This is a genomic window from Paenibacillus terrigena DSM 21567, assembly GCF_000374845.1.
Taxonomy (GTDB): Bacteria; Bacillota; Bacilli; order Paenibacillales; family Paenibacillaceae; genus Paenibacillus_K; species Paenibacillus_K terrigena.
Genome location: NZ_KB895418.1, coordinates 115,259 through 141,321 on the forward strand (window position 1 = coordinate 115,259; position 26,063 = coordinate 141,321).

At 44.2% G+C, this 26,063-nt stretch carries 27 protein-coding genes; 23 read left to right on the forward strand and 4 right to left on the reverse strand.

Annotated elements, in window-relative coordinates:
- Positions 1-67 precede the first annotated feature (67 nt).
- The 4 genes from C558_RS0118735 to C558_RS35220 all read right to left on the reverse strand — a co-directional run bounded on the left by C558_RS0118735 (position 68) and on the right by C558_RS35220 (position 3,800).
- Positions 68-1,639, reverse strand: coding sequence for a YifB family Mg chelatase-like AAA ATPase (locus C558_RS0118735; protein ID WP_018757824.1), 1,572 nt, complete (start codon positions 1,637-1,639; stop codon positions 68-70).
- A gap of 656 nt (positions 1,640-2,295) precedes the next feature.
- Positions 2,296-2,421, reverse strand: coding sequence for a hypothetical protein (locus tag C558_RS34980; protein WP_018757826.1), 126 nt, complete (start codon positions 2,419-2,421; stop codon positions 2,296-2,298).
- 45 nt (positions 2,422-2,466) lie between these two features.
- Complete coding sequence (locus C558_RS0118750) at positions 2,467-2,931, reverse strand: hypothetical protein (protein WP_018757827.1); 465 nt, start codon at positions 2,929-2,931, stop codon at positions 2,467-2,469.
- Positions 2,932-3,146: 215 nt separating this feature from the next.
- A complete protein-coding gene (locus C558_RS35220) occupies positions 3,147-3,800 on the reverse strand; it encodes an accessory gene regulator B family protein (protein ID WP_083927216.1) in 654 nt (217 codons plus the stop codon).
- A 317-nt stretch (positions 3,801-4,117) separates the two neighbouring features.
- Between C558_RS35220 and sucC the strand changes: the two genes are divergently transcribed.
- The 23 genes from sucC (at position 4,118) to C558_RS0118870 (ending at position 26,027) form a co-directional block, all read left to right on the forward strand.
- Positions 4,118-5,284, forward strand: coding sequence for an ADP-forming succinate--CoA ligase subunit beta (gene sucC, locus C558_RS0118760; RefSeq protein ID WP_018757829.1), 1,167 nt, complete (start codon positions 4,118-4,120; stop codon positions 5,282-5,284).
- A gap of 24 nt (positions 5,285-5,308) precedes the next feature.
- Positions 5,309-6,238, forward strand: coding sequence for a succinate--CoA ligase subunit alpha (gene sucD, locus C558_RS0118765; protein ID WP_018757830.1), 930 nt, complete (start codon positions 5,309-5,311; stop codon positions 6,236-6,238).
- A gap of 153 nt (positions 6,239-6,391) precedes the next feature.
- Positions 6,392-7,489: a DNA-processing protein DprA gene (gene dprA, locus C558_RS0118770; protein ID WP_018757831.1), complete on the forward strand. Its 1,098-nt coding sequence runs from the start codon at positions 6,392-6,394 to the stop codon at positions 7,487-7,489.
- 52 nt (positions 7,490-7,541) lie between these two features.
- Entirely contained in the window at positions 7,542-9,641 is a 2,100-nt protein-coding gene (gene topA / locus C558_RS0118775) for a type I DNA topoisomerase (protein ID WP_018757832.1), read from the forward strand.
- Between the two features lie 289 nt (positions 9,642-9,930).
- Complete coding sequence (gene trmFO / locus C558_RS0118780; RefSeq protein WP_018757833.1) at positions 9,931-11,259, forward strand: FADH(2)-oxidizing methylenetetrahydrofolate--tRNA-(uracil(54)-C(5))-methyltransferase TrmFO; 1,329 nt, start codon at positions 9,931-9,933, stop codon at positions 11,257-11,259.
- Between the two features lie 159 nt (positions 11,260-11,418).
- Positions 11,419-11,961 (forward strand): ATP-dependent protease subunit HslV, encoded by a 543-nt coding sequence (hslV, locus tag C558_RS0118785; protein ID WP_018757834.1) that lies wholly within the window; start codon positions 11,419-11,421, stop codon positions 11,959-11,961.
- Positions 11,962-11,984: 23 nt separating this feature from the next.
- Positions 11,985-13,385 (forward strand): ATP-dependent protease ATPase subunit HslU, encoded by a 1,401-nt coding sequence (gene hslU / locus C558_RS0118790; protein ID WP_018757835.1) that lies wholly within the window; start codon positions 11,985-11,987, stop codon positions 13,383-13,385.
- Between the two features lie 29 nt (positions 13,386-13,414).
- Entirely contained in the window at positions 13,415-14,182 is a 768-nt protein-coding gene (gene codY, locus C558_RS0118795) for a GTP-sensing pleiotropic transcriptional regulator CodY (protein ID WP_018757836.1), read from the forward strand.
- Positions 14,183-14,432: 250 nt separating this feature from the next.
- Positions 14,433-14,843, forward strand: a complete 411-nt coding sequence (gene flgB, locus C558_RS0118800) for a flagellar basal body rod protein FlgB (RefSeq protein ID WP_026264003.1) — start codon at positions 14,433-14,435, stop codon at positions 14,841-14,843.
- 5 nt (positions 14,844-14,848) lie between these two features.
- Positions 14,849-15,301, forward strand: a complete 453-nt coding sequence (gene flgC / locus C558_RS0118805; RefSeq protein WP_026264004.1) for a flagellar basal body rod protein FlgC — start codon at positions 14,849-14,851, stop codon at positions 15,299-15,301.
- Between the two features lie 29 nt (positions 15,302-15,330).
- Entirely contained in the window at positions 15,331-15,633 is a 303-nt protein-coding gene (gene fliE, locus C558_RS0118810; protein ID WP_018757839.1) for a flagellar hook-basal body complex protein FliE, read from the forward strand.
- A gap of 42 nt (positions 15,634-15,675) precedes the next feature.
- Complete coding sequence (gene fliF, locus C558_RS0118815) at positions 15,676-17,262, forward strand: flagellar basal-body MS-ring/collar protein FliF (RefSeq protein ID WP_018757840.1); 1,587 nt, start codon at positions 15,676-15,678, stop codon at positions 17,260-17,262.
- Between the two features lie 5 nt (positions 17,263-17,267).
- Complete coding sequence (gene fliG / locus C558_RS0118820) at positions 17,268-18,293, forward strand: flagellar motor switch protein FliG (protein WP_018757841.1); 1,026 nt, start codon at positions 17,268-17,270, stop codon at positions 18,291-18,293.
- On the forward strand, positions 18,286-19,125 hold the full coding sequence (locus tag C558_RS0118825) for a FliH/SctL family protein (protein ID WP_018757842.1): 840 nt from the start codon (positions 18,286-18,288) through the stop codon (positions 19,123-19,125). Before fliG ends, C558_RS0118825 begins: the two co-directional genes overlap by 8 nt.
- The gene (gene fliI, locus C558_RS0118830; protein ID WP_026264005.1) at positions 19,112-20,431 is read left to right on the forward strand and encodes a flagellar protein export ATPase FliI; all 1,320 of its coding nucleotides are present in this window, start codon (positions 19,112-19,114) and stop codon (positions 20,429-20,431) included. Before C558_RS0118825 ends, fliI begins: the two co-directional genes overlap by 14 nt.
- Before the next feature lie 45 nt (positions 20,432-20,476).
- Positions 20,477-20,923: a flagellar export protein FliJ gene (gene fliJ / locus C558_RS0118835; protein ID WP_018757844.1), complete on the forward strand. Its 447-nt coding sequence runs from the start codon at positions 20,477-20,479 to the stop codon at positions 20,921-20,923.
- 60 nt (positions 20,924-20,983) lie between these two features.
- Positions 20,984-21,913 carry a MotE family protein gene (locus C558_RS0118840; protein WP_018757845.1) on the forward strand — a complete coding sequence of 310 codons (930 nt, stop codon included), beginning with the start codon at positions 20,984-20,986 and terminating at the stop codon, positions 21,911-21,913.
- 29 nt (positions 21,914-21,942) lie between these two features.
- Entirely contained in the window at positions 21,943-23,379 is a 1,437-nt protein-coding gene (locus C558_RS32665; protein ID WP_018757846.1) for a flagellar hook-length control protein FliK, read from the forward strand.
- A gap of 20 nt (positions 23,380-23,399) precedes the next feature.
- Complete coding sequence (locus tag C558_RS31400; RefSeq protein ID WP_018757847.1) at positions 23,400-23,987, forward strand: flagellar hook capping FlgD N-terminal domain-containing protein; 588 nt, start codon at positions 23,400-23,402, stop codon at positions 23,985-23,987.
- Entirely contained in the window at positions 23,984-24,364 is a 381-nt protein-coding gene (locus C558_RS0118855) for a TIGR02530 family flagellar biosynthesis protein (RefSeq protein ID WP_018757848.1), read from the forward strand. The genes C558_RS31400 and C558_RS0118855 overlap by 4 nt, the downstream gene beginning before the upstream one ends.
- 105 nt (positions 24,365-24,469) lie before the next feature.
- Complete coding sequence (locus C558_RS0118860) at positions 24,470-25,276, forward strand: flagellar hook-basal body complex protein (RefSeq protein ID WP_425413955.1); 807 nt, start codon at positions 24,470-24,472, stop codon at positions 25,274-25,276.
- Between the two features lie 59 nt (positions 25,277-25,335).
- Positions 25,336-25,560, forward strand: coding sequence for a flagellar FlbD family protein (locus C558_RS0118865; RefSeq protein WP_018757850.1), 225 nt, complete (start codon positions 25,336-25,338; stop codon positions 25,558-25,560).
- Positions 25,557-26,027 carry a flagellar basal body-associated FliL family protein gene (locus C558_RS0118870; protein WP_018757851.1) on the forward strand — a complete coding sequence of 157 codons (471 nt, stop codon included), beginning with the start codon at positions 25,557-25,559 and terminating at the stop codon, positions 26,025-26,027. Before C558_RS0118865 ends, C558_RS0118870 begins: the two co-directional genes overlap by 4 nt.
- The last annotated feature ends 36 nt before the right edge of the window (positions 26,028-26,063 follow it).

A 26,063-nucleotide genomic window follows, 5' to 3' on the forward strand; every position in this document is an offset into this window, starting at 1 on the left:
TACTTATCTAATATCGGTATGATCAGCGATTCGTGTGAATGCTACCGAAATATGATAAGAGCGGTATTCAAATAGACGCTGCACCCTCAATATTTCGATCCAAATTGCGATATTGAATCGCCTCTGCAATATGTGCCACATCAATTTGTTCTTTGCCTTCCAGATCGGCTATGGTTCGAGCGAGCTTCAAGATACGATCATTGGCCCTTAGACTTAGCCCTAGCGCTTCATAGGTGTGCTCTAGCAGCTGATCCGCCTCACGCGTCGGTTTCGTATATTTTCGAAAATAAGACCCGCTCAGTTCACTATTCCACGCAATCGGTAGATTTCGATATCGATGTAATTGAACCGCTTGGGCAGCTAGAACTTGCTCGAGCATTTGAGCGGAAGACATCGGATTCTCATCCTGTCGATGATTCAGCACCCGTGGTACTTCGACCTGTAGATCTATTCTGTCCAGTAGAGGTCCTGAGATGCGGGAACGATAGGCAGTTATTTTGTTCAGGCTGCATGTGCAGCGTTGTCTTGAAGTCTCAGCTCCCCAGTATCCACAAGGACACGGATTCATTGAAGCGGCTAGCAGGAGATGCGAAGGATACTTATAGACCGCCCTTGTTCGACTTATCGTTACCGCTCGCTCTTCAAGCGGCTGACGCAGCACCTCGAGTACATTTCGTGTAAATTCCGGCAGCTCATCGAGGAAGAGCACGCCTTTATGAGCGAGACTGACTTCGCCTGGTTTTGGGATCGATCCGCCGCCAATCAGGCCGCCTGCTGAGATCGTGTGATGAGGCGCGCGGAACGGTCTTTTCCGAATGAGTCCGCCGTGGTCATCACTTAGTTTTCCAGCGACACTATAGATTTTGGTCACCTCGAGGGCCTCGTTTTCTAGAAGTGGCGGGAGAATCGTAGGGAGCCTGCGAATTAACATCGTTTTTCCCGTACCTGGAGGCCCAACTAATAGAATGTTGTGCATCCCGGCTGCTGCAATGATAAGGGCTCGCTTAATCTGATGATGACCGATGACATCCGAATAATCTTCGAGAATCGCATTATTTGTATTGGCAAAGAGCGTAGGAGCGGGATGACTGGCAGGGTGATAGAGAAGATTCGTAAGATCTAGGGAGCCTGTTGATTGAGGATCTTGATAGAGCTCTCTTAGATGATGAATGGCATAGATGTCCATATCCTCAATCATGGATGCTTCCAATGCATTATCAGCAGCAATGATCACTTGACGAATGCCGCAGCGCTTCGCATGTTCGATCATCGAGAGTACGCCGGGGACTGGCCTGACCTCGCCGTTCAGCGATAACTCTCCAATCATAAGAAATTGATCAACCGAATCGATTCGAAGCTGCTCGCTGGTCGTCAGAATGCCCAGTGCAATCGCTAGATCGAAGGCAGAGCCTTCCTTACGTAGATCTGCAGGCGCTAGATTGACTGTTATGCGCGCTAATGGGAACGAGAAGCCGCAATTCTTGATAGCTGCTCTTACGCGATCAATCGATTCACGTATGGCTGAATCTGGTAGTCCGACGATCGACATATGGGGTATGCCGTTGCTAATATCCACTTCAACATGAATGATTCTTCCGTCTACACCGTAAACACAGGCACTGTTAATTTTTCCGTACATAACACAAAAACACCCTTTCCACGCGAAATTCGCGGAAAAAGGTGCTTCCTTATTTCCAAAATTGGACTGTAATTTATAAATGGATTCAACTTATTCTAATCAAAACCTATAAAAACTGTCAATCCACTATATTAATTGAGGTTATAGATAGAAGACGGGATAAAAGTAAAAAATTGGCGAAAGACTCTAGCGATGTGTTACAATATTTCCTATATCATGGTTCCCGATCTTCAGTGAGTATAAAGAGAGGTGACTGATTACATGTATAATCAACGATTAACATGCTGGGGAATGGGATCATTCATTCTTGTCATTCTGCTAACTTTAATATTCATGTTTTTGAATCCATATGATGGTGCTGTTTCCGTCTCGACCAAGTGGATCTGCGTAACGTTGTTATTATTGCCAGCCTTATCTGGTATACTATTTTGGTTAAGCAAACAACGTATTTTATTGATGATTTCATTAATTTGGGTTTTTCCCTATTCCTTCTATCTAGGTCTTGCTTCAATACCAAGCCTATGGAATCTGTTTTTAGTCACTTTCTTGATTAATCTATATGTTCTGGTGCGAATTAGCAAGAAAACGAATGCAGTGAATATAAAGAAAACGAACCTTAATCGGTATTAAGGTTCGTTTTTTTATTTATTCTGTTGTTACTCTTTAGGAGATTCAAAGTCATACAATGGCCCAATACAACTCGTAGAAACAAAATCAACAATTGGAGTAAAAGCAGCAAGTATCAGCATAGTCAGAGATGCGAATAATGTTTGTTTTTTCATTCAATCACCTCCTTCCTATAGGTCAACTTATAGAGAAGAGTAGTTCTAGGTGTTGTGACTTCTTCTTTCATTTTCTTCTTTGTTGCGTTGCAGCGACATGACAATTAATATGAAGAAACAAAGCAGAGAAGATGTGATACTAATATAGAAATTCATATCCAGGTCTTCACCATAGAAGTTAGGAAACGTCAATGAAATGAACAATAAGATCGCGATGGAAGTGACGATATATCGCACAGGGGATTTAAAATTAATCTTCTGCCCAAAAAGGTTATCGAAATCGAAAGTCATCGCATCACCAAGCTTATGAACGATATAAGAGATCACACAAATGATTATAAAGGTAGCAAGTTGGATTAAATAGGCACTATATGTATAAGGTGTTGCATCTTCTGGTGCAATAGCTTTTGTAAAGAGCAATCCATAGATGATAAGCAACTGAATCGATAGCACGAAAATATATCCCGTTACACTGATCCATATGGAGTAGGTTTTATTTTGTTTAAACACGAACCTCATAATGAGTACAACGGACGGTATCAATATCCATAATGAGTATTTTTGATAGTCAAGATAGATAATGAAATGCGAGACGATGGCAAGTACAGCAGTAGATACTACTATTTTTATGACCGTACTTCTATTCTTAAGAGGTAGGTTAAAAATGCAGACAATAAATATAAATATCGATGCAAAATCAACCATGGAAAAAATATAAGGCAATATTATTGCCGCCATAGCTTGTTCAGTCCTTTTTTAGTTAGTGGGATAAGTGTCATTGATTGTATTAAAAAGGCCATTGATAGAGTTGATGATTTGAAATAATAAAGATTAATCATAACGCATAGCAGGGCAATGATTTTAAGGGTTAATTTACTACGCATTGTGGATTTCAATTTTAGAATAGGTGCTAGAATAGCAAGGATAACGAATGAAAGATATGAAATTTGGTTCATATATTCGGAGTAATCAAACATAGGCAACACGATCAACAAAATACTGGAGACGATATAACATGCCGTGCTGTCATTCAGATGCCAAAGGCTCCCGCTCAACATGCGAAGAATCATAAAACCAAAATAAAATACTAAAAATGATTCGACATGATGTAGGAGGAGTGACATGATGAAGCCAGTTAAAAGGACAGATGCGTTCGTAAAGAAAACATGAAGTTGAAATATCGTTTTTTTTAATGAAATCGGGTTATATTTACTATGTTCGTAGACATATGTACCCCATTTGATTGCAAGTTTCTCGAGCATCGTCAACGTCTTCCTTTTGTTATAAATTTCATAGTAACCTGTCGGATGATGTTGTATGTGGGATGATAATGCAATAATAGCACAAATGTGCGAAAGTGTCGTTAACTTCCCGTGCATATTTCATGTGACAAAATTCCTTTTTATTTCCTATTATGAGCGTTTATTCTACGAAATATTTCTTTCCTTCCAAAATTCATTTCACAAATCGTGCCAATCTTCGAGTTTTGTAAGATCCATAATTATCCAATTAATCTCAAAAAGTGATGATTCTTATATCAAAGAAATGTATATTGTTCATAGAAAACTAAGGTAAGCGTTTTAAAAAAGTGTTACAATGGATTCGGCTTGTATAATCTGCCATTTCGTAGATTGTGAGAGCGAGAGTGTCCGTGAAGGTTCAGTTTAGTTCGCAAAAGTTTAAGGAGGATTCTAGAATGAATATCCATGAGTATCAAGGAAAAGAAGTCCTGAGACAGTATGGAGTTGCCGTTCCCCAAGGGAAGGTTGCGTTTTCTGTAGATGAAGCAGTTGAAGCGGCGGAGTCATTAGGTACCCCTGTTGTCGTGGTAAAAGCACAGATTCATGCTGGTGGCCGCGGTAAAGCGGGCGGTGTTAAAGTAGCTAAAAATCTGGATGAAGTGCGGACATATGCTGAGCAAATTCTTGGTAAAGTTCTCGTTACCCATCAGACAGGTCCAGAAGGTAAAGAAGTTAAGCGCTTGCTGATCGAGCAAGGCTGCGATATTAAGAAAGAATATTACGTTGGCGTTGTTGTAGATCGCGGAACAGGTCGCGTTGTTATGATGGTATCCGAAGAAGGCGGCATGGAGATTGAAGAAGTTGCTGCTCATTCGCCAGAGAAAATTATTAAAGAAGTCATCGATCCAGCAATTGGATTGCAAGCATTCCAAGCTCGTAAATTGGCGTATGCCATTAACATTCCTACTGAGCTTGTGAACAAAGCGGCTCAATTCATGATGGCTCTATATACCGCATTTGTCGAAAAGGACTGCTCGATTGCCGAGATCAATCCGCTTGTCGTGACTGGTGATGGCCAGGTTATGGCGCTCGATGCGAAGCTCAACTTTGATTCGAACGCATTGTACCGTCACAAAGACATTCAAGCGCTTCGCGATTTGGATGAAGAAGATCAGAAGGAAATTGAAGCGTCGAAATTCGACCTTAGCTACATTGCCTTAGATGGCAACATTGGATGTATGGTTAACGGTGCCGGACTTGCGATGGCGACAATGGACATTATCAAATATTATGGCGGCGACCCTGCGAACTTCCTTGATGTAGGGGGCGGTGCGACCAAAGAGAAGGTTACTGAAGCCTTCAAAATCATCCTTTCCGATGAGAATGTGAAAGGAATTTTCGTTAATATTTTCGGCGGTATCATGCGCTGTGATGTCATCGCTGATGGCGTCGTTGCTGCTGCGAAGGAAATTGGCCTCGATCGTCCACTTGTCGTGCGTCTTGAAGGTACGAACGTTGAGATCGGTAAACGCATTTTGAATGAATCCGGTTTGAACATTGTATCCGCGGATTCGATGGCGGATGGCGCTCAGAAAATCGTGAAGCTCGTTGAAGCTGTTTAATATAGAAGAGGATGTGAATAATCCATGAGTATTTTGATCAATAAGAATACAAAAGTCATTACACAGAACATGACAGGGAAAACAGGGATGTTCCATACCAAAGGCGGCTTGGAATACGGAACTCAAATGGTAGGCGGGGTTGCTTCGGGTAAAGGCGGCATGAACGTCGACTTCGAACTTGAGAACGGTTCTGTCGTGACATTGCCAATGTTCAATACGGTTGTTGAAGCGGTTGCTGGAACAGGCGCAACAGCAAGTGTTATTTATGTGCCACCGGCATTCGCTGCTGATGCGATTATGGAAGCAGTAGATGCTGAGCTGGAGCTCGTCATCTGTATTACCGAAGGCATTCCTGTACTGGATATGGTCAAAGTGAAGCGTTACATGGAAGGCAAGAAGACGATCCTAATCGGACCGAACTGCCCGGGCGTCATTACGCCGGATGAGTGCAAAATCGGTATTATGCCTGGATATATTCATACGAAAGGCCATGTTGGCGTCGTATCCCGTAGCGGAACACTGACTTATGAAGCGGTTCATCAATTGACGACGCGCGGTATCGGTCAATCTTCGGCTGTCGGTATCGGCGGCGACCCTGTGAAAGGTTCGGAGTTCATCGATATTCTTCGATTGTTCAACGAAGATCCAGACACGCAAGCTGTTATTATGATCGGTGAGATCGGCGGAACAGCAGAAGAGGAAGCAGCGGAATGGATTCAAGAGAACATGACGAAGCCAGTCGTTGGCTTTATCGGCGGGGCTACAGCACCAGAAGGTAAACGTATGGGTCATGCGGGTGCGATTATTTCCGGTGGTAAAGGAACAGCTGCGGAGAAAATTGCGAAGCTTGAATCTTGCGGTATTCGTGTTGCACCAACACCTTCCGAAATGGGATCGACACTTGTGGCTGTACTTGAAGAACGTGGCCTGCTCGAGAAGTGCCTAACAAAATAATGTCTAATTAAATAAGTTATACCTGAGTGAGGTAAGCAACCTTTCTACATCCGTCTTCGCGGTGTGTGGAGGGGTTGCTTTTTTTGTCTTCGCAAGTATTGGGCTTGCAAAGGTGTATTATTTTATGCACAATGAGGAAGGAGTTTGGGATAGATGATAGAAGATCGTCTCATATTAATAGGATTGCACCAGTTAGAGGGTATTGGGTCAAGGACGATTTATACTTTGCATGAAAATTTGCAATCGTTCCGTGAATTGTTTACTTTAGATAAGATGGATCTCGTTGCAATGGGAATTCCAGTAGAACGAGCTATTTATATGAAGGAACACGTTACACCGCAGAGAATCGAACAAGTTGTAGACCGTTATAATCAGCGTCACATCGACATCGTTACGATTTTGGATCCTGAATACCCTGAACTGCTCCGGGAGACGCCAGCACCCCCTTGGGTACTGTATACGATGGGCAATCTAGCCCTACTAAAGGAACCTTCAATTGGTATGGTGGGTACACGCGTTCCAACGGCCTACGGGAAGAAAGTTGCGGATTTGCTGGCTGTTGATTTATGCGACGCAGGATTTACCATCGTCAGCGGTCTAGCAAGAGGGATCGATAGCTGTTGTCATCGTGGTGCGCTGCAGGCCAAAGGCAATACGATAGCCGTACTTGGGACTGGAATTCATACGATATATCCACCTGAGAATCGTTCTTTGCACGAGGAGATTATTGCAAATGGACTGGTTGTATCAGAGTACCCGATAGGGAAAAAGTCACACCCAGGGCTATTCCCGCTACGTAATCGCATTATTGCGGGCCTAAGTTTGGGTACGCTTGTTGTGGAGGCAGATGTGAAGAGTGGCTCGCTAATAACAGCGGATGCTGCGCTTGAGGCTTCACGGGAAGTATTCGCCGTTCCGGGTCCTATAACATCGCCGAAAAGCCAAGGAACGCTGAACTTATTACGTCAAGGTGCGAAGATTGTTGTCACCGCTAATGATATTACAGAAGAGTTTCCCTTCGTGCAGACGAGTGCTCGATCTACGGTTATTTTTGAACCTTATTCGATGCCGGCATTGACAACACAGGAGGAAACCATATATCGTTTAATCGAACCGGAGCCGATTACTTTTGACACACTTCTGGAAAAAAGTGAAAGTAATTTTGGACATTTGCATTCAGTTCTGTTATCTTTACTAATAAAAAAGGTAATAAGTCAACTACCGGGTTCCGTGTATATAGCGAATTCATAACAGAAATACAAATAATGTAAAGTTTGGATGAGATGGAGAGGAGGATGAGCCTATGGCGGATTCACTAGTCATTGTGGAATCACCTGCAAAAGCAAAAACAATTGGTAAATATCTAGGCAGTAAGTATATCGTGAAAGCGTCTATGGGGCATGTCCGGGATTTGCCGAAAAGTCAAATCGGGGTTGAAGTTGAAAATGATTTCAATCCAAAATATATAACCATTCGTGGTAAAGGCTCTGTTCTGAAGGAACTGAAGGATGCGCGCAAAAAAGTAAAGAAAGTCTACCTCGCAGCTGACCCGGATCGCGAAGGGGAAGCGATTGCATGGCATTTAGCGAATGTTCTAGATATAGAAGAAGGTGAGAGCTGCCGCGTAGTATTCAACGAGATTACGAAGCAAGCGGTCAAGGACGCATTCAAGACACCTCGTCAAATCAATATGGATTTGGTGAATGCACAGCAAGCACGCCGTATCCTAGACCGACTCGTTGGTTATAAGATCAGCCCCTTATTATGGAAGAAAGTCAAAAAAGGATTATCCGCTGGCCGGGTACAGTCCGTTGCCGTCAAGATCATTATTGATCGTGAAAATGAGATTGATGCATTCGTTCCTGAGGAATATTGGACGATTCAAGCGAAGCTCGCAATTGGCAAAAATGAATTTGATGCGAAATTCCATTCATTAGATGGCGTGAAGCATGAATTGCATAATGAAGCGGAAATGAAAGAGATTCTGGATGCGATAGCGAAGCAGAAATTTACGGTATCGGAAGTGAAAGAGCGGGAGAGACAACGTCATCCTTCGCCACCGTTCATTACGAGTTCATTGCAGCAAGAAGCAGCACGTAAGCTTAACTTCCGTGCAGCAAAGACGATGTCCGTCGCACAGCAGCTGTACGAAGGTGTTGATCTGGGTAAAGAAGGCACCGTGGGTTTAATTACTTATATGCGTACGGATTCCACTCGAATTTCCGTTATTGCGCAGGAAGAAGCAAAAGCTCTTATTGTGGATAAATACGGAAGCGATTTCGCGCCGGAGACACCAAGACAATATACGAAGAAATCGTCTGCAAATGCACAAGATGCGCATGAAGCGATTCGTCCAACATCAGCGCTTCGTGAGCCGGATGAGATTAAATCGTTTATGAGCCGCGATCAGTACCGTCTATATAAATTGATCTGGGAACGCTTTGTAGCAAGCCAAATGACATCGGCGATTCTCGATACGATGACGGTGGACATCACAGCAGGGCGTACAACATTCCGTGCTGTTGGATCCAAGGTGCGCTTCAAAGGCTTCATGCAGGTTTATGTGGAAGGTAACGATGACGGTTCAACGGACGGCGAAGATAAGCTGCTACCAGCGTTAGCACAAGGCGACGCCTTAACGAAGAAGGATATCGAACCGAAGCAGCATTTTACACAGCCGCCGCCACGTTATACGGAGGCTCGATTGGTCAAGACGCTGGAGGAACTCGGCATCGGAAGACCAAGTACTTATGCTCCAACGCTAGAAACGATACAGAAACGCGGTTACGTCGCTGTTGAGGAGAAGAAATTCGTCCCGACAGAGCTTGGCGAACTTGTCATTGAGCAAATGGAGCAGTTCTTCCCGGAAATACTCGATGTTGAATTTACGGCACATATGGAAGAAGATCTCGACCATGTTGAAGATGGTGAGGGAGAATGGGTAGCAGTACTTGCGGAGTTCTACAAGTCATTCGAGAAACGCCTTGAAGTTGCCGAAGAGGAAATGAAGGAAATCGAAATCGTTGATGAAGTCTCCGATGAGATTTGCGAGAAGTGCGGTAAACATTTTGTGTATAAAATGGGGCGCTTCGGTAAATTCCTGGCATGCTCAGGCTTCCCGGACTGCCGTAACACGAAGCCGATCGTGAAGGAAACGGGCGTTGCGTGTCCGACATGCCACGAAGGCCAGATCGTAGAGCGCCGCAGCAAAAAAGGCCGTATATTCTACGGCTGTACGAGATACCCAGAGTGCGACTTCGTATCGTGGGATAAACCAATCTCCAAACCTTGTCCAAACTGCGGCAAGCTGATGATTGAGAAGCGTACGAAGCAAGGGGTTAAGCACCAATGTACATCATGCGACTTCAGCGAAGAAGTACAAGATCAAGAGGATCAAGATTAATCTAATCTTTTGAGCGAGTAGCTCACAACCATATACGTAAAGCGTGCCGCACAGTCCCTTATTTAAGGGACTGTTTCGGCGAAAGCGCTCATTTGTGGATAAGGATAGAATCGTATACAGTTGCTTCTTAGCCCATTTTCGGGTGTCCAGAGGGCGAGCCCTCGGGTCCCCCTTAGTAAGGGGGATGTAGGGGGATGGAAAAGTTTTTTAAGCATTAAAAAAAGAAACTTAAATAAATTGTATAAGGGGGAATGGGGGAAGCCCTCACCACCTCAAGGAGGAACCAACATTGTCAGAACAACAAAGAGTCACCGTCATCGGAGCAGGATTAGCAGGCAGTGAAGCAGCATGGCAGATCGCAAGTCAAGGTGTGCCGGTTACGTTATATGAAATGCGCCCAGTACAGAAAACACCAGCGCATCACACCGATAAATTTGCAGAACTCGTATGTAGTAATTCTCTTCGTGCGAATGGATTGAGTAATGCGGTAGGTGTCATTAAAGAAGAAATGCGCATGTTGAACTCACTTATTATTGGCGCAGCTGATCGTAATGCCGTGCCTGCTGGTGGAGCGTTAGCTGTGGATCGTGACGGCTTTGGGGATGAAATCACAAATACGCTTCGTGAGCACCCGCTTATTGAAGTGCGCAACGAAGAAGTGCAAGAGATTCCTCAAGACGGGATTACTGTCATTGCAACAGGACCACTGACATCACCGAGCCTCTCTGCGCAAATTAAAAATTTGCTGGGTGAAGAATACTTCTACTTCTATGATGCAGCAGCTCCGATCATCGAGAAAGATTCGATTGATATGAACAAGGTATACCTCGCTTCTCGTTATGACAAAGGTGAAGCTGCTTATCTCAATTGCCCAATGACGGAAGAGGAATTCAACGTCTTCTACGATGCACTCATTTCTGCAGAGACAGCAGCGCTCAAAGAGTTCGAGAAAGAGATATATTTTGAAGGTTGTATGCCAATTGAAGTCATGATGAAGCGCGGGAAGCAGACGGCATTGTTCGGTCCGATGAAGCCAGTAGGTCTAGTCAACCCACACACCGGACAACTCCCTTATGCAGTCGTTCAGCTTCGTCAAGATAACGCAGCAGGCACACTGTATAACATGGTTGGCTTCCAGACGCATTTGAAGTGGGGCGAACAGAAGCGGGTGTTCTCGCTTATTCCTGGTCTAGAGAATGCAGAATTTGTTCGATATGGTGTAATGCACCGGAATACGTTCGTAAACTCGCCTAAATTGCTCAGACCGACCTATCAGTTAAAAGGACGGGATAATCTCTTTTTCGCAGGGCAAATGACAGGCGTAGAGGGCTATGTGGAGTCTGCGGCTTCGGGACTGATTGCAGGGCTCAATGCAGCGCGATTTGCGAAGCAGCAGGAATGCCTTGTTTTCCCACATGAATCCACGCTCGGAAGTATGGCGCATTATATTACGAATGCGGATCCTGCGCATTTCCAACCGATGAATGCGAATTTCGGACTTGTTCCTCCACTGGAGAAACGTATTCGTAATAAAAAGGAAAAAAATGAAATGATCGCGACGAGAGCACTTGATACGGTCCGTAATTTTGCACAAGAGCACCAACTCATTTATACTTAATATATTGAGATTGATGACACTTAAAGAAGCAGCTGCTCATAGCTGTTTCTTTGTTTAGGAAAAGGCTTTTGGTGGTTTTGGGGTCCACACAAAGTACCTGTATCGACTTCGAAGCCAAATCCTCACGTTGTGGGGTTATTTTAGGAGGGGGATTGCCTCATGGAAATGGCATTTCACGCGACAACGATATGTGCAGTTCGACATCAAGGTAAAGGCGCTATTGCAGGGGACGGACAAGTGACGTTCGGAAATAGTATGGTTATGAAGCAGCATGCGAAGAAAGTTCGTCGTTTATATCGAGGGCAGGTTGTAGCAGGATTTGCGGGTTCAGTCGCAGATGCCATTACGTTATTTGAGAAATTCGAAGGCAAACTGGAAGAACATCATGGAAATCTGCAACGTTCCGCTGTCGAGCTTGCCAAAGAATGGCGCTCAGATCGCGTTCTTCGGAAACTTGAGGCCATGATGATCGTAATGGATCATAGTGGATTGTTATTAATCTCGGGGAATGGTGAGATTATCGAACCAGATGATGGCATCCTGGCGATTGGTTCAGGGGGTTCCTTTGCTCTCTCAGCAGCTCGGGCATTGCAACGCCATGCGCCAGAGATGGAAGCGAAAGAAATGGCCAAGGCGTCACTTCAAATTGCTTCTGAGATCTGCGTATATACCAACGGGAATATTATCGTCGAAGAAATTTGAGAAATTGTGATGGAGGGATGTAGATGAGTAATCAATCGCTAACACCGCGTCAGATCGTTGCGGAGCTAGATAAGTATATCGTCGGCCAGAAGAATGCGAAGAAATCGGTCGCTGTAGCACTGCGTAATCGTTATCGCCGCAGTCTACTCGATGAATCAGTTCGTGATGAGATTGTTCCGAAGAATATTTTGATGATTGGTCCTACAGGGGTTGGTAAGACGGAAATCGCTCGCAGACTCGCGAAGCTAGTTCAAGCTCCATTCGTCAAAGTAGAAGCGACGAAATTTACGGAAGTGGGCTATGTAGGCCGCGATGTGGAATCGATGGTTCGCGACTTGATCGAGACCTCCATTCGTATGGTGAAATCAGAACGAATGGAACATGTGAAGGACAAGGCGGAAGAAATGGCTAATGAACGAATTGTTCAAATCCTCGCTCCTTCAGCAGCGAAGAACAAGAATCAGAAGAATCCATTCGAAATGCTGTTTGGCAATAATGGCGGGAATACACAACAGGAAGAGGCAGAACCGCAAGATTCGAATCTTACAGAGCGCCGTCGTCAGGTGCGATTTAATCTACTTTCTGGGAAGCTGGAGAATGATACAATTGAGATTGACGTCGAAGATGCTGCACCGAATATGATGGATATGTTCGCTGGCCAAGGGAATGAGCAGATGGGTATGAACATGCAGGAAATGTTCGGGAACCTGATGCCCAAACGAACAAAACGTCGGAAGTTAACGATTAAAGAAGCACGGAAAGTGCTGATACAGGAAGAAGCTGGGAAATTGGTCGATATGGACGATGTTACGCAAGAGTCCATCAGACGCGCTGAGCAATCCGGCATTATCTTTATAGATGAGATTGATAAAGTTGCTAGTTCGGGCAGAGGATCGGGTCCAGATGTATCTAGAGAGGGCGTACAACGTGATATACTCCCGATCGTTGAAGGTTCGACGATCATGACCAAATACGGTCAAGTGAAGACGGACTATATTTTATTTATTGCTGCTGGAGCGTTCCATATTGCGAAGCCATCGGATCTGATCCCAGAGCTTCAAGGTCGATTCCCGATTCGGGTTGAGCTTAATAGCCTGTCCTTAGATGATTTTGTATCCATCTTAACAGAGCCGAAAAATGCATTAACGAAGCAATACGCAGATCTTCTTCGCACAGAAGATATTGAGATTGAATTCTCGACGGAAGCCATTCGCGAGATTGCACACATTGCTGCAACCGTGAATCAGAATACAGAGAATATTGGTGCACGCAGATTGCATACGATCTTAGAGAAATTATTAGAGGATTTGTCATTCGAGGCGCCAGAATTGACTCTAGACAAGATGACGATTACCCCAGAGTATGTCCGTGAGAAATTAGGGGATATCGCGCAGAATCGTGATCTCAGTCAATATATTCTGTGATCCTTAAGTTGAACTAGGAGGTTACGAAGGTGACACTACTCGCCAACACACGTGCTTTGAACAAACTGCTGCAGCGTGCAGATGGCAAGGCTGTCAATTTCCGTGAAATGTCGGAGATCCTGCGAGATGCCATTCAGGCCAATATCTATGTCGTGAGCCAAAAAGGCAAAGTATTAGGATATGGGGTCATGGATGAGACGGAGTTACAAGCTCTGGAGCAGACAGCGAATGAAGTTCGTTTCTCAAAGGAAATGAATCAATTTCTTCTTTCTTTTGGTGAAACGGCATGGAACACCGATGCAGGAACGCAGAATCAAGAAATATTAAATCGAATTTCGGCATTTTTCTCCCATTCGATTGTCACAGTCGTACCGATTATTGGTCGTGGGGAAAGAATTGGTACTATTGTACTAACGAGTCCTAAAGCCCTATTGAAGGATGATGATCTGATTTTGGCGGAATATGGTTCTGCTATTGTAGGAATGGAAATCAGTCGAGACCGTGCAGATGAGCACGAAGTGGAGAGCCGCAATAAGTCTTCGGTTCTATCTGCGGTCAACTCTCTTACCTATAGTGAGTTGGATGCGGTCGAACATATCGTCCATGAATTAACAGGTAGTGAAGGACTGCTCGTAGCATCCAAAGTTGCGGACCGCGCAGGAATTACCCGCTCTGTTATCGTCAATGCGCTGCGCAAACTCGAAGGTGCTGGCGTCATTGAGACTCGCTCGCTCGGGATGAAAGGAACGTATATTAAAATTGTAAATGATCAATTTATAAGCCATATTACCCGTTAAATTGTTAAGTGTTTTTAAAGCTCTATATAGAATGACAAGAGTCCTATCTTTCGATGAAAGATAGGGCTTTTTGCTTATTGTGAAAAAAGGTAATCTCAAAGAATATAATGATATACTGGCAGTATACAAATTTCTGCATATTTTTTATTACACGACAAATAATCATTAAAATATTGTCGAATTAAGGAGGATATTCAGGATTTTTGTAGAATTTTATTATTACTAATTTAAAATGAAAGTGGGGAAAATTGTGAATTTGCTTAGTGGCGCAAGCTATGAACGCTTACAAGGCGCGATCGACACCTCGAATTTACGCCAGAAAGTCATTGCAAACAACATTGCCAATGCAGATACGCCGAATTTCAAGAGATCTGACGTCTCCTTCGAAAGCATGTTGGAACAGGAAATGGATCGAAATTCATCTTCACTGATCGGCAATCGTACAGATTCCCGGCATTTCTATATCGGGCCCAAATCAGGTTCGATGGTATCACCTCAAGTGACTACAGATGAGACTACGGTGTATAACAATAATCTCAACAATGTAGACATGGATAAAGAAATGTCACAGCTAGCCCAGAACCAATTGAAGTATAATGCCCTCATTCAACAACTAAATCACGATATTAAAATGAAACGCGTCGTACTCGAAGGGAGATAATGCGCTTGAACATTAGTAATAGTTTTAATATTAGTGCTTCTGCATTGACCGCTCAGCGTCTGCGAATGGATGTTGTCAGTTCCAACATTGCGAATGCAGAGACAACGCGTGGCAGGTATGTTGATGGGAAATTCGAACCTTATCGTCGGAAGATGGTTGTGATGCAGCCATACCAAGAGAAAAGTTTCGCGAATGCACTTCAAACTGAGCTCGGAGAGCCAGATCTCGGAAGGGGTGTGAAGATTACTCAAATCAAAGAAGATCAGGCGCCATTCAAGCAAGTCTATAATCCAACGCATCCTGATGCAGATTCAAATGGTTATGTAAGCATGCCTAACGTTGATGTGCTAAAGGAAATGGTGGATATGATTTCTGCGACAAGGGCATATGAGTCGAATGTAACGGCACTAAATGCTTCGAAGTCGATGTTTATGAAAGCACTTGAGATTGGTAAATAACAATACACCTATCGAACGGGGGGGAAATGATGATACAGAATACCTTGTTGGCAGGCGTAACGCCGAAGCTGACAACGAACATCGCTCAGAATACAGCAACACCAGCAGAAGTCACCAAACAATTTAGTGATTTTTTAGGTGATGCGTTGAATCAAGTGGATGCACAAGAGAAGAATGTACAAAAAATGAGCGATAAGTTTATTTTAGGCCAAGTGAATGTTGATCAATTGATGATCGCATCCGAACAGGCGACGCTAAGTCTTCAGCTGACGACACAAATTCGCAATAAAGTGATCGAAGCTTATCAAGATATCATGCGTACGCAAATCTAATTAGAGATACATATTTAGCAAAGTTTCGGATGGGGTGACGGTGTGAACGAGAAGTTCGTCCAGTATCGAGATAAAGTGACTCAATTCTGGGGTCAATTCGGGAAAAAGCAAAAAGTATTGTTTTTATCAGTAATCGGCATTCTGCTCGTCGTCATTGTCCTGTTGTCGTATCAATTCTCGAAGGTTGAGTACGAGACAGCTTTTAGAGATTTGAATGAAGTCGATGCTGCAGCAGTGATGCAGAATTTGGATGCGAGCGGTGTTCCTTATAAACTAAGTGCTGATGGCAAGTCGATTTCGGTTCCAAGCGCATCAGCTTCCAAAGTAAGAGTTGATATAGCATCGCAAGGCATCGTGAAGAACGGATCGTTAGGCTTCGGTGCTTTTACGGATAGCTCGTCAACGTTTGGTTCAACCGATCGTGAATTCGATGTGAAATATAAAAATGCACTTAATGGCGAAATTCAGCAATTATTGAATCGGATGCAGGGTGTTAGTGATTCAAAAGTGGTTGTGAATTTACCACGTGAAAGCGTCTTTGCAGGTATGGAAGAGCAAGAAGCTGCTTCAGCCTCTGTGAATCTTAAATTCAAACCTGGATATCGACCTAGCCAGGAAACAGTAGATTCCTACTTCAATCTCATTAAGACTGCGATTCCGAATCTAGCACTAGATAACATTACGGTGACAAGTGATGAAGGCGAGTTAATGTCTTCCTTGAAGAACGGTAATGCAACGATGTCAAGTGCGATCGAAGAGCAGATGCAAATTCGTAAGAAATTCGAGAACGATGTTCGTTCAAGTGTTAAACAATTTTTAGGACGCTGGTATTCTCCAGATAAAATTGAAGTACTCGTTGGCGCATCCATTAATTTCGATAAGAAAAACTCGGAACAGAAACTTGTCGAACCTGTGAATAAAGACGAGATCAAAGGGATAGAAATTAGTGTTCAAGAATCTCAGAAAACCTACAGCGGTAAAGACAGTCAGGCTGGTGGTGTTGCTGGGACAGGAGCGCAAGAAATTCCAGGATACCCTGGCAGTGACAATAGCGGCCAGTCCAATTCGGAAGAAAGCTCCAAAACGACCAACTATGATGTGAATCGTATCACGAACCAAATTCAATCTAGTCCGTTCTCAGTCAAAGATTTGAGTGTCAATGTTGCGATTGAACCACCAAATGGTGATCTTGCTTCATTTACGCCAGAGAAAAAGAAAGAAATCGAGACGGTGCTTGTCAATTTTGTACGCTCAAAGCTCGCAGATTCAGGTCTTGATTATTCAGACGAAGTACTAGCCAAAAAAGTTTCAGTTGTTGCACAAAATTTTGGTTCAACAGCCGCAGCATCGGAAAAAGCTACCTTAACCAACACATTATGGATTGGTGGAGGGGTACTTGCACTAGCATTGCTCGCTGGAATCGGATTTATGGTGTATCGACGTAAGAAGAAGCAACAGGAAGCATTCGAAGATATTCCACTCGAACCAGCTTTGGAATTCCCTTCAATTGATTTTGAGAATGTAACGAACGAAAATCAAGTTCGCAAACAATTAGAAACCCTTGCCAAGAAAAAACCAGATGAGTTTGTTAACTTGTTACGTTCTTGGTTAGCAGATGAATCGAGGTGACATAGGTGGCAAGAAATCAGAATCAAGGCTATCAAGTGTTAACAGGACGTCAGAAGGCGGCGATTCTGCTCATTTCTCTCGGTCCGGAAGTATCGGCGCAAATATTTAAACATTTAAGAGAAGATGAAATCGAACAACTTACACTAGAGATTGCGAACATGCGCAAAGTGGATAACACGGAAAAGGAATCCATTCTAGCGGAATTCCATCAGATTTGTCTCGCTCAAGAATATATTACGCAAGGCGGTATTACCTATGCGAAGGAGATCCTAGAGAAAGCGCTTGGGTCACAGAAAGCGATTGAAGTTATTAATCGATTGACGGCAACCTTGCAAGTTCGTCCGTTTGACTTCGCTCGTAAGGCAGATCCGGCACAAATCTTGAACTTCCTTCAAAATGAGAACGCTCAGACGATTGCACTAGTATTATCGTATTTGCAATTCGAACAGGCTGCAGTTATTCTCTCCTCATTGCCGCAGGAGAAGCAAGCTGAAGTTGCAAGACGCGTTGCGATTATGGACAGCACATCACCTGAAGTAATTAGTCAGGTTGAACGTGTCCTTGAACAGAAATTATCTTCGACGGTTACGCAGGATTATACAAATGCAGGCGGTATCGAGTCGATCGTACAAATCCTTAACGGGGTTGACCGTGGTACGGAGAGAACGATTTTGGATTCCTTGGAAATTCAAGATCCAGAGCTTGCTGAAGAAATTAAGAAACGGATGTTCGTCTTTGAAGATATTGTTAATGTGGATAATCGTGCGATTCAACGGATTATTCGCGATATTGAGAATTCCGACTTACAGCTTGCGCTTAAAGTGGCGAGCGAAGAAGTACGTGATGTTATTTTCCGGAATATGTCCAAACGGATGGCAGATACATTCAAGGAAGAAATGGAATTTATGGGACCTGTGCGATTGCGTGATGTTGAGGAAGCTCAGACCCGCATCGTAGCAACGATTCGTCGTCTGGAAGAAGCCGGTGAGATTATTATTGCTCGCGGCGGAGGAGATGATATCATTGTCTAATTTGATTAAATCGTCTCAATATGTCGCGGTGAAAGATCCCAAATATATTGAGAAGGTTCAATATATGACAGGTCTCTCAGCGGAGATGAATATCGTAGATGAGAGCGAAGTTCACGCGAAGAGAGAAGCGGAATACGCGAGGATTCGCAAACAAATTATGGATGAAGCAGCTGTCGTCGCTGAAGAAGAAGTGCGACATGCATCGGAGGAAGCCGAGCGCATAGTAGAGGCTGCGAGAGCAGAAGCCGATCTGTGGTGGCAAGAGCGTCGACAAGAAGACGAACAGCTCATTGAAATATCGAAGCTGGATGGTTTTGAGCGAGGATATCAGGAAGGCATCGAGCAGGCACAAGAGGCTACACGCCAACAAGTGGAGCAAATGCTGGCAGAAGCTAAAGCGATTCTAGAGCAAGCATATCTGGCCAAAGATCAAATCATTCAAGAGGCTGAACCGTTTCTTGTGAACCTAAGCTGCTCGATCGCAGAGAAAATCGTAGATAAGCATCTATCGATGGAGCAAGAGTACGCCGTTGAATTGATTCGTAAGCAGTTAACACGGAAGAGAGAACAAGGGATGATCACGCTTTGCGTAGCGCCAGAGCATTTGGCATTCGTTCAAGCGGCGCGAGAGGAAATGATTCTCTCAATTGATTCCCAAGCGGAACTTCAAATCCTCCCGGATTCTTCAGTAACGGATTGGGGTTGTGTGATTCGTTCTTCTTACGGAAGTATTGATGCACGAATTGATACACAGCTTGCTGAGATTAAGAAACATTTGCTGCAAATTGCACTGCATCAAGATGATCGCTCCCAGGAGGATGATCATGCTTAATGCAGACAGATACATAGAACATTTGAAACATATTGATCCCATTCGCGTGAATGGGAAGGTAACACAGGTTATCGGGCTAACTGTTGAATCGGAAGGACCGGATGCGAGCATCGGTGAAGTCTGTTACATCTACCCTACGAAGGCAGCACAGCCACTAAAAGCTGAAGTTGTAGGATTCCGTGATAATAAAGTTATTCTTATGCCGCTGGGTGAACTTCACTCCATTGGACCAGGATGTGACGTGGTTGGTACAGGGAAACCGCTAACGGTTCAAGTTGGATCTGAACTGCTCGGGAAGGTTCTCGATGGTCTTGGACAACCGCTTGACCAATCACATCTGCCAAGTCGTATGGCACATTATTCGACACACAATGTTCCGTCGAATCCGCTTAAGCGACCGCGTGTTGCTGAACCTATTGGAACGGGAGTACGTGCAATAGATGGATTGCTTACGATGGGAAAAGGTCAGCGTGTAGGTATTTTTGCCGGGTCAGGGGTAGGTAAGAGTACATTGCTCGGTATGGTGGCACGGAATACATCAGCAGATGTGAATGTTATCGCATTGATCGGTGAGCGGGGCAGAGAGGTACTTGATTTTATTGAACGTGACCTTGGACCCGAAGGGCTTGCTCGTTCTGTTGTCATTGTTGCGACGTCGGATCAACCTGCATTAATTCGAATCAAAGGTGCGTTGATTGCAACGACAATAGCCGAATATTTCCGTGATCGTGGATTAAATGTCATGCTGATGATGGACTCCGTGACGCGTTATGCGATGGCGATGCGTGAGGTTGGTCTTGCGATTGGTGAGCCACCAGCAACGCGCGGATATACACCATCGGTTTTCGCGAGTCTTCCGAAATTGCTAGAGCGTGCGGGAACGGGACCTACAGGATCGATAACAGCGTTCTACACGGTACTCGTTGACGGTGATGATATGAATGAACCAATCGCTGATGCGGTTCGGGGTATTCTGGACGGTCATATCGTGTTGAATCGTTCCATAGCACATAAAGGTCACTTCCCAGCGATCGATGTGATGGCGAGTATTAGTCGGGTGATGAAGGATATTGTCGATTCCGAACATACGACTGCAGCGGAGAATTTGAAACGTCTACTTGCTATCTATAAAGAATCGGAAGATTTAATTAATATTGGTGCCTATCAGCGAGGTTCAAATGCTCAAATCGATATGTCGCTCGAATATATTGATGCAATTTGGAATTTTACGAAGCAGAAAGTCGATGAGAAAGTAACTTATCAGGATGCGCATGAACAATTAATCATGCAATTCGGAGTTAATTGATCGATGCGCGTAGTTTCGATGAAATTGAGGTAAGGAGTGCTGAAAATGGCAGTACGGTTTCATTACCCTTTTCAAAAAGTGGTTGATCTAAAGGGAAGTGAAAAGACGCAAGCAGAATGGGTGCTCTCTGCATCGATTGGCAAGCTGCAACAGGTTACGTCTGTACTTCATCAATTGGAAGCTGAGAAAGAGAGTGCACTAGATTCGATTCAGGAAGCGACAATAGCGTGTTGTGTGTCGAGTTTACAATCGATGCAATCCTATCTCAGTCGGATCGAACAATCGATTCGTAATCAATTGAAGGATGTGCAAGTGGCGAAGACCGATGTCGAACGTAATCAATTGCATTTGACAGACAAAATGAAGGATGAGCAAGTGTGGCAACAAGCGAGAGAAAGAGCCAAAGAACGGTATCGTTATGAAATGCAGCTTCGCGAGCAAAATGAGCTTGATGAAATGGCGACCGTGCGCTTTTCCTTATCGGCTCGTTAACGCTTGAACGATCTCATTATGGGTTCTTAGAGATCGTTGATTCGAGAAGGAGAGATCGGTTTGAAAGAAGCGGATATCGAGAAAAGTTCATACAGTGGATTTGAACGGTTTTTGTTTTTTGTGACACCTATCATTTTTACAATTGTGTTGTTATTCGTATTGCTCGCATTGTTCAATTTCCCGGTCCGTAATACGATTCTTGAAGTTGCGCAGAAAATCCCGATTGTTAATCAGTGGGTGCCTGAGCCGTCTTCTGGGACGGCCAAAGTGGGTACCGATGCGAAGGCAAAGAATAACAATCTAGAGAAAAAAGTTGAAGAATTAAATCAGTTATTAGCTGCAAAAGACGCAGAACTGAAGAAATCGACATCATTAATTGATCAAAAGGATCAAGAAATTCTGACCCTTAAAGAGAATGTTCAGCAGACGAAACAAGACTTCGAAGAGAAAAAACAGACAGATCAAGAATATCAAGCTCAAATTACGGGTCTTGCGAATATGTATGCCAAGATGCAGCCATCCAAAGCGGCACCAGTAATGGAAAGCTTGACATTGGACGAGCAAGTGCTGGTGCTTCAAGCGATGAAGCCGAATGATCGTGTGAGAATTTTGGAGAAAATGACGCCGAAAGCCGCAGCCGATGCATCGATTCTATTGAAAGATGCGCAGTCAACAGAGAACTTGGCAATCGCAGCTGTGCAAGCCCGGTTGAACAAGCTTAAGAATGATGAGAAAAATAAGGCCAAAGATAAGCTGGACAATACGCAGTTGATCCAGACGTTCCGCAACATGACACCTAAAAGTGCAGCTTCTCTCATTCTAGAAACGGCGAAGATTAGTGAGGAGAAGGCGTTGCTCATCCTCAAATCGATCGATGATTCGACTAGATCGCAAATCTTAACGGCCATGACAGATAATAACACTAAAGATAATAAAGATACTGCAGCAATCGCTGCAAAGCTATTATCCAAAATCATGCCAGCCAAGTAAGTGTTCGTGCTTGAAAGGAGGTGAAAAAGATGGAAATGATGATTCAATCTACATCAGCTTCGATCAGTGCGAAATCTTCGAATGCTTCGGCGACTAAGAATGCGGCTGGCACGGATAAATCGGGTAATACCTTCGGGCAAGTGCTGGGTCAATCTATGAACGGTCAAGAAGCAGCAAGTGGAACAGGCAATACTGCAACGGTAAATGTACAAACCTTGATTAAAAGTGCATTAGCAACGGATTCTACAGGAGAAATCAGTACAGATCAGTTGATTGAAGCGCTAATCGCTTCACTGCAGGAAGCAGACGGGAATATTGAGAACAATCCTGATCTATTGGGCCAATTGCAAGATTGGATCAAGATGGCAGATGAGCTTTTGGCAGCACTTGTCAGCCCTCAAGTGAGCGTGCAGGAACCAGTGAATAAACTCGCAGAATCCGACTTGGCTGCAGACCCTGGAACATTGCGTTTTGCGGTTCAAGATAGGCTGATGCAGCTTGCAACCCTTGTTAAGGAAGTGGGCACAGCAGAGTTACAACCACCACCTGTGATGAACAAGTCGATGGGCGCTGAATTCATGCAAACCTTGCAATCGATGTTAGGTGATATGACAGAGCAATCGGGCACACAAGTGACGAAGCAATCTAATGCAGCGGGTCAAGCTGCACAGTTGATCCAAACATTGCAAGCGATTCTGAACAAAGGGAACGCGGTAAATTCGGATTCAAATGTTGTCAGAACGATGGATCTTAACGCTGATCGTGCCGTGCAACCGACACCACTTGTGGGAAATGCTGTGAAAGTAACTAACGAGAATAATTCGTCGTTACAACAGAATACGTCCAATCAGACGCATTCATCCTTAGCTTCGTCAGATGATCAGCCATGGCTGACTCTAGATAACGATAAGGATGTATCACCAATCGTTACTGCCGGTCAAATGGCACTTCGCGCGCATGATACGACGGTTCTTCGACCAGCAGCGCCTGTGATACAAGCACAGAACTTTGCTCCTGAGATGAGCCAGTTCATTAAGCAGCTGGATATTGTGAAGCTGAATGGATTATCAGAAGCGAAGATTATTCTATTCCCTGAGCATCTCGGTCAAGTAGATATTCGAATTTCGGTTCAGAACGGCCATATTGTTGCGCAATTTATGACGGAACATGCAGCAGCCAAGGATATGTTAGACATGCAAATGGCTCAACTTCGTACAGCGCTGCAATCCCAAGGTCTGCAAGTTGAGAAGCTCGAAGTCACACAGAACCAGAACCTGCATTCTCAAATGTTCCATGATGGACGTCAATCGAATCGTGGACAAGGGCAGGGAGATCAGCAGACGAAGAATCAGGCAGCAGGGCAAGAGGATGGTTCAATCAGTCAATTGCAATCAAATATGCAAGAGGAACAAAACATCCGCCTGAATGGGTTAAGTCGAGGCAGTTCCTTCCATGCAACGGTGTAGAAAGAGAGTAGGTGAAAGCAATGGCAAATGATCGAGTCTCAACTTCAAATATGTGGCCGAACTATAGCCCAACGAATGTGGCTGCAGCAGCGAAGAAGGAACAGAAATCGCTCGGGAAGGATGATTTCTTCAAAATCTTGATTACGCAAATGACGAATCAAGATCCGACACAGCCGCTTAACGACCGTGAGATGATCGCTCAGATGGCGCAGTTCTCCTCGGTCGAGCAATTAATGAACATTAATAAGCTGCTTACATCGATGCAGCAATCCCTAGGCTCTTCATCAGGGTTGATCGGTAAGCAGATCAGTTGGAAAACTGAAGGGGATAAGGCGGAGACCAAATCAGGAATTGTAGAATCGATTATTATCCGTGATGGGATTCAATACGCCAAAGTTGGGACCGATGAAATTCTTCTTAGCAAGGTTGAGAAGATTGAGAACCCTGCTGACAAGGTGCCTCCTAAGGATGAATTGAAGCCTGATCAACCAAAACCTGAACAACCGATAGCTGAACAGCCGAAACCTGATGAACCGGTGAAGGAAGAGAACAGCAAAAATCCTGAGTCGGATAAACCTTCGAATCCACCAGAGGCTAGCGGATCATGACGGATCGTATGACCGTAGGCCAGCTATACACGGGTAAGATTTCACCCGCTGGGGTAAGACCAAAGTCAGAGCGTCTATCGAACGCAAATGATACAAGCTTTGAAGAGATACTGCAAAGTAACTTTGTAAGGTTCAGTCAACATGCGGAAATGCGCTTACGTCAAAGAGGAATTCAAATGGGCCCGGAGCAGCTATCAAAGCTAGAGACAGCTATTGATAAGGCTGCAGCAAAGGGTGCGAAAGAATCTCTCGTGCTTTTGCCAGATACAGCATTGATCGTGAACATTAAGAATCGCATGGTTGTGACCGCAATGGATCAATCATCGATGAAAGAGCATGTGTTCACACAAATTGATAGTGCAATAGTACTTACATAAAAAAGGCTGGACCTAATAAGGAGGCCTAAGATTGCGGATCGACCGAAGCAATCTCTGTATGACAAACGATTAGAATGAGGAGGATATCTATTCATGCTAAGATCGATGTATTCTGGTGTTTCAGGTATGCGCGGCTTTCAGACAAAGCTTGATGTCATCGGCAACAACATTGCGAACGTGAATACGGTTGGATTCAAAGCTGGCCGTGTTATGTTTAAAGATATTATGAGCCAGACGGTTGGAGGCGCTACAGCTCCAAATGGTACTGCTCAAGGCGGGATTAACCCGAAGCAAATCGGACTTGGCGTTACTGTAGGTTCGATTGATACGATTCATCTCGGTGGTAGTGCAATGACCACGAACCAACCATTGGATTTGCGGATTGATGGCGATGGATTTTTTGCAGTTCAATTGGAAGGTCAGACGACGCCATTCTTGACTCGCGCAGGGAATTTCCATATCGATGCCGATCGCAACATTGTAACAGGTGATGGGATGAGAGTCGTAGCTTCCGGCGGAGATATCATTGATTCCTTGGATGATACGGTGACAGGACTTACGGTTGCCCAAGATGGAACACTGATGCTAGCAAAGAATGATGGAACAATCGAACAAGGACCGAAAATTGGTATCGTTAAAGTGGTCAACCCTGAAGGTCTAGAGAAGATCGGTGGCAACTTGTATCGGATGACGGGGAATGCGAATCCGGATGGCGCGCTCGAAGTCGTCGATGCGAACAGCACTGAGTTTGGAACGGGAGCCGTTATTTCGGGTCAATTAGAAATGTCTAACGTTGAATTGACTGGCGAGTTTACGGAAATGATCGTTGCACAGCGCGGTTTCCAAGCGAACTCTCGTATCATTACAACTTCTGACGAAGTTCTGCAAGAAGTTGTTAACTTAAAACGATAAGATCGGATGATTAAGTAACGGAGGGGATTTTCCCCTCCACATCTCATAGGAGGGTAGCCATGATCTCACTTACGCGACTCAACGGTTCCCAGGTATGGATTAATGCTTTACTAATAGAGAGTGTCGAAGAATCACCCGATACATATGTTACGCTCGTTACAGGTAAGAAAATCATCGTACTGGAGAAGTCAGTTGATATCATTCGTTTGATGAAAGATTACCTAAGCAGTATTGGCGTGCAAGGCGCGACCATCAAGTTTCAGCAAACGGAGGGACAATCATGAAAAGAATGTTGCCATGGCTAATTACCGTCCTACTTGCCATTACACTAATTATTGTTGCAGCATTTCTCTTGTATAATTACTGGTCTAACGATTCCAAAGGTTCGAAAGTGGACAGTGCAATAAGTCAAGTGGAAACGAAACAATTGACAGCGGACCAAATCGTTGAGGTGTCTTCTCAGATTACGGATATCAAGACAAACTTGGCTGATGCAGGCTATGTCGTGATGATGGGCTTCTCTTTCCAACTTGATAGTAAGAAGACGAAAGAGGAATTCGATAAGATCAAAGATATCAATATTAAACCGATCATCATTAAAACGCTGGCGGATATGCAACCGACAGAACTTAATGGCGCGAAAGGTAAAGATCAACTCTGTGCGAAGCTGACCAATCTAATCAACAGTGCAATGCCTAGCGGGAAGTTGATGAATGTGGCGATTACTGATTTTATTATGACGTCCATTTAATTTGGCGATAGAATGATTCCTTTAAGGGGGTGAAAC

What these genes read in the sequence shown, in the direction of transcription:
- C558_RS32665 (WP_018757846.1), top strand. Translation starts at nt 21,943, where the DNA reads ATGGAAATGATGATTCAATCTACATCAGCTTCGATCAGTGCGAAATCT.
- fliE (WP_018757839.1), top strand. Translation starts at nt 15,331, where the DNA reads ATGATACAGAATACCTTGTTGGCAGGCGTAACGCCGAAGCTGACAACG.
- topA (WP_018757832.1), top strand. Translation starts at nt 7,542, where the DNA reads ATGGCGGATTCACTAGTCATTGTGGAATCACCTGCAAAAGCAAAAACA.
- fliI (WP_026264005.1), top strand. Translation starts at nt 19,112, where the DNA reads ATGATCATGCTTAATGCAGACAGATACATAGAACATTTGAAACATATT.
- sucC (WP_018757829.1), top strand. Translation starts at nt 4,118, where the DNA reads ATGAATATCCATGAGTATCAAGGAAAAGAAGTCCTGAGACAGTATGGA.
- fliJ (WP_018757844.1), top strand. Translation starts at nt 20,477, where the DNA reads ATGGCAGTACGGTTTCATTACCCTTTTCAAAAAGTGGTTGATCTAAAG.
- C558_RS35220 (WP_083927216.1), bottom strand. Translation starts at nt 3,800, where the DNA reads ATGCACGGGAAGTTAACGACACTTTCGCACATTTGTGCTATTATTGCA.
- hslU (WP_018757835.1), top strand. Translation starts at nt 11,985, where the DNA reads ATGAGTAATCAATCGCTAACACCGCGTCAGATCGTTGCGGAGCTAGAT.
- C558_RS0118735 (WP_018757824.1), bottom strand. Translation starts at nt 1,639, where the DNA reads ATGTACGGAAAAATTAACAGTGCCTGTGTTTACGGTGTAGACGGAAGA.
- C558_RS0118855 (WP_018757848.1), top strand. Translation starts at nt 23,984, where the DNA reads ATGACGGATCGTATGACCGTAGGCCAGCTATACACGGGTAAGATTTCA.
- C558_RS34980 (WP_018757826.1), bottom strand. Translation starts at nt 2,421, where the DNA reads ATGAAAAAACAAACATTATTCGCATCTCTGACTATGCTGATACTTGCT.
- dprA (WP_018757831.1), top strand. Translation starts at nt 6,392, where the DNA reads ATGATAGAAGATCGTCTCATATTAATAGGATTGCACCAGTTAGAGGGT.
- sucD (WP_018757830.1), top strand. Translation starts at nt 5,309, where the DNA reads ATGAGTATTTTGATCAATAAGAATACAAAAGTCATTACACAGAACATG.
- C558_RS31400 (WP_018757847.1), top strand. Translation starts at nt 23,400, where the DNA reads ATGGCAAATGATCGAGTCTCAACTTCAAATATGTGGCCGAACTATAGC.
- hslV (WP_018757834.1), top strand. Translation starts at nt 11,419, where the DNA reads ATGGAAATGGCATTTCACGCGACAACGATATGTGCAGTTCGACATCAA.
- C558_RS0118870 (WP_018757851.1), top strand. Translation starts at nt 25,557, where the DNA reads ATGAAAAGAATGTTGCCATGGCTAATTACCGTCCTACTTGCCATTACA.
- C558_RS0118865 (WP_018757850.1), top strand. Translation starts at nt 25,336, where the DNA reads ATGATCTCACTTACGCGACTCAACGGTTCCCAGGTATGGATTAATGCT.
- C558_RS0118860 (WP_425413955.1), top strand. Translation starts at nt 24,470, where the DNA reads ATGTATTCTGGTGTTTCAGGTATGCGCGGCTTTCAGACAAAGCTTGAT.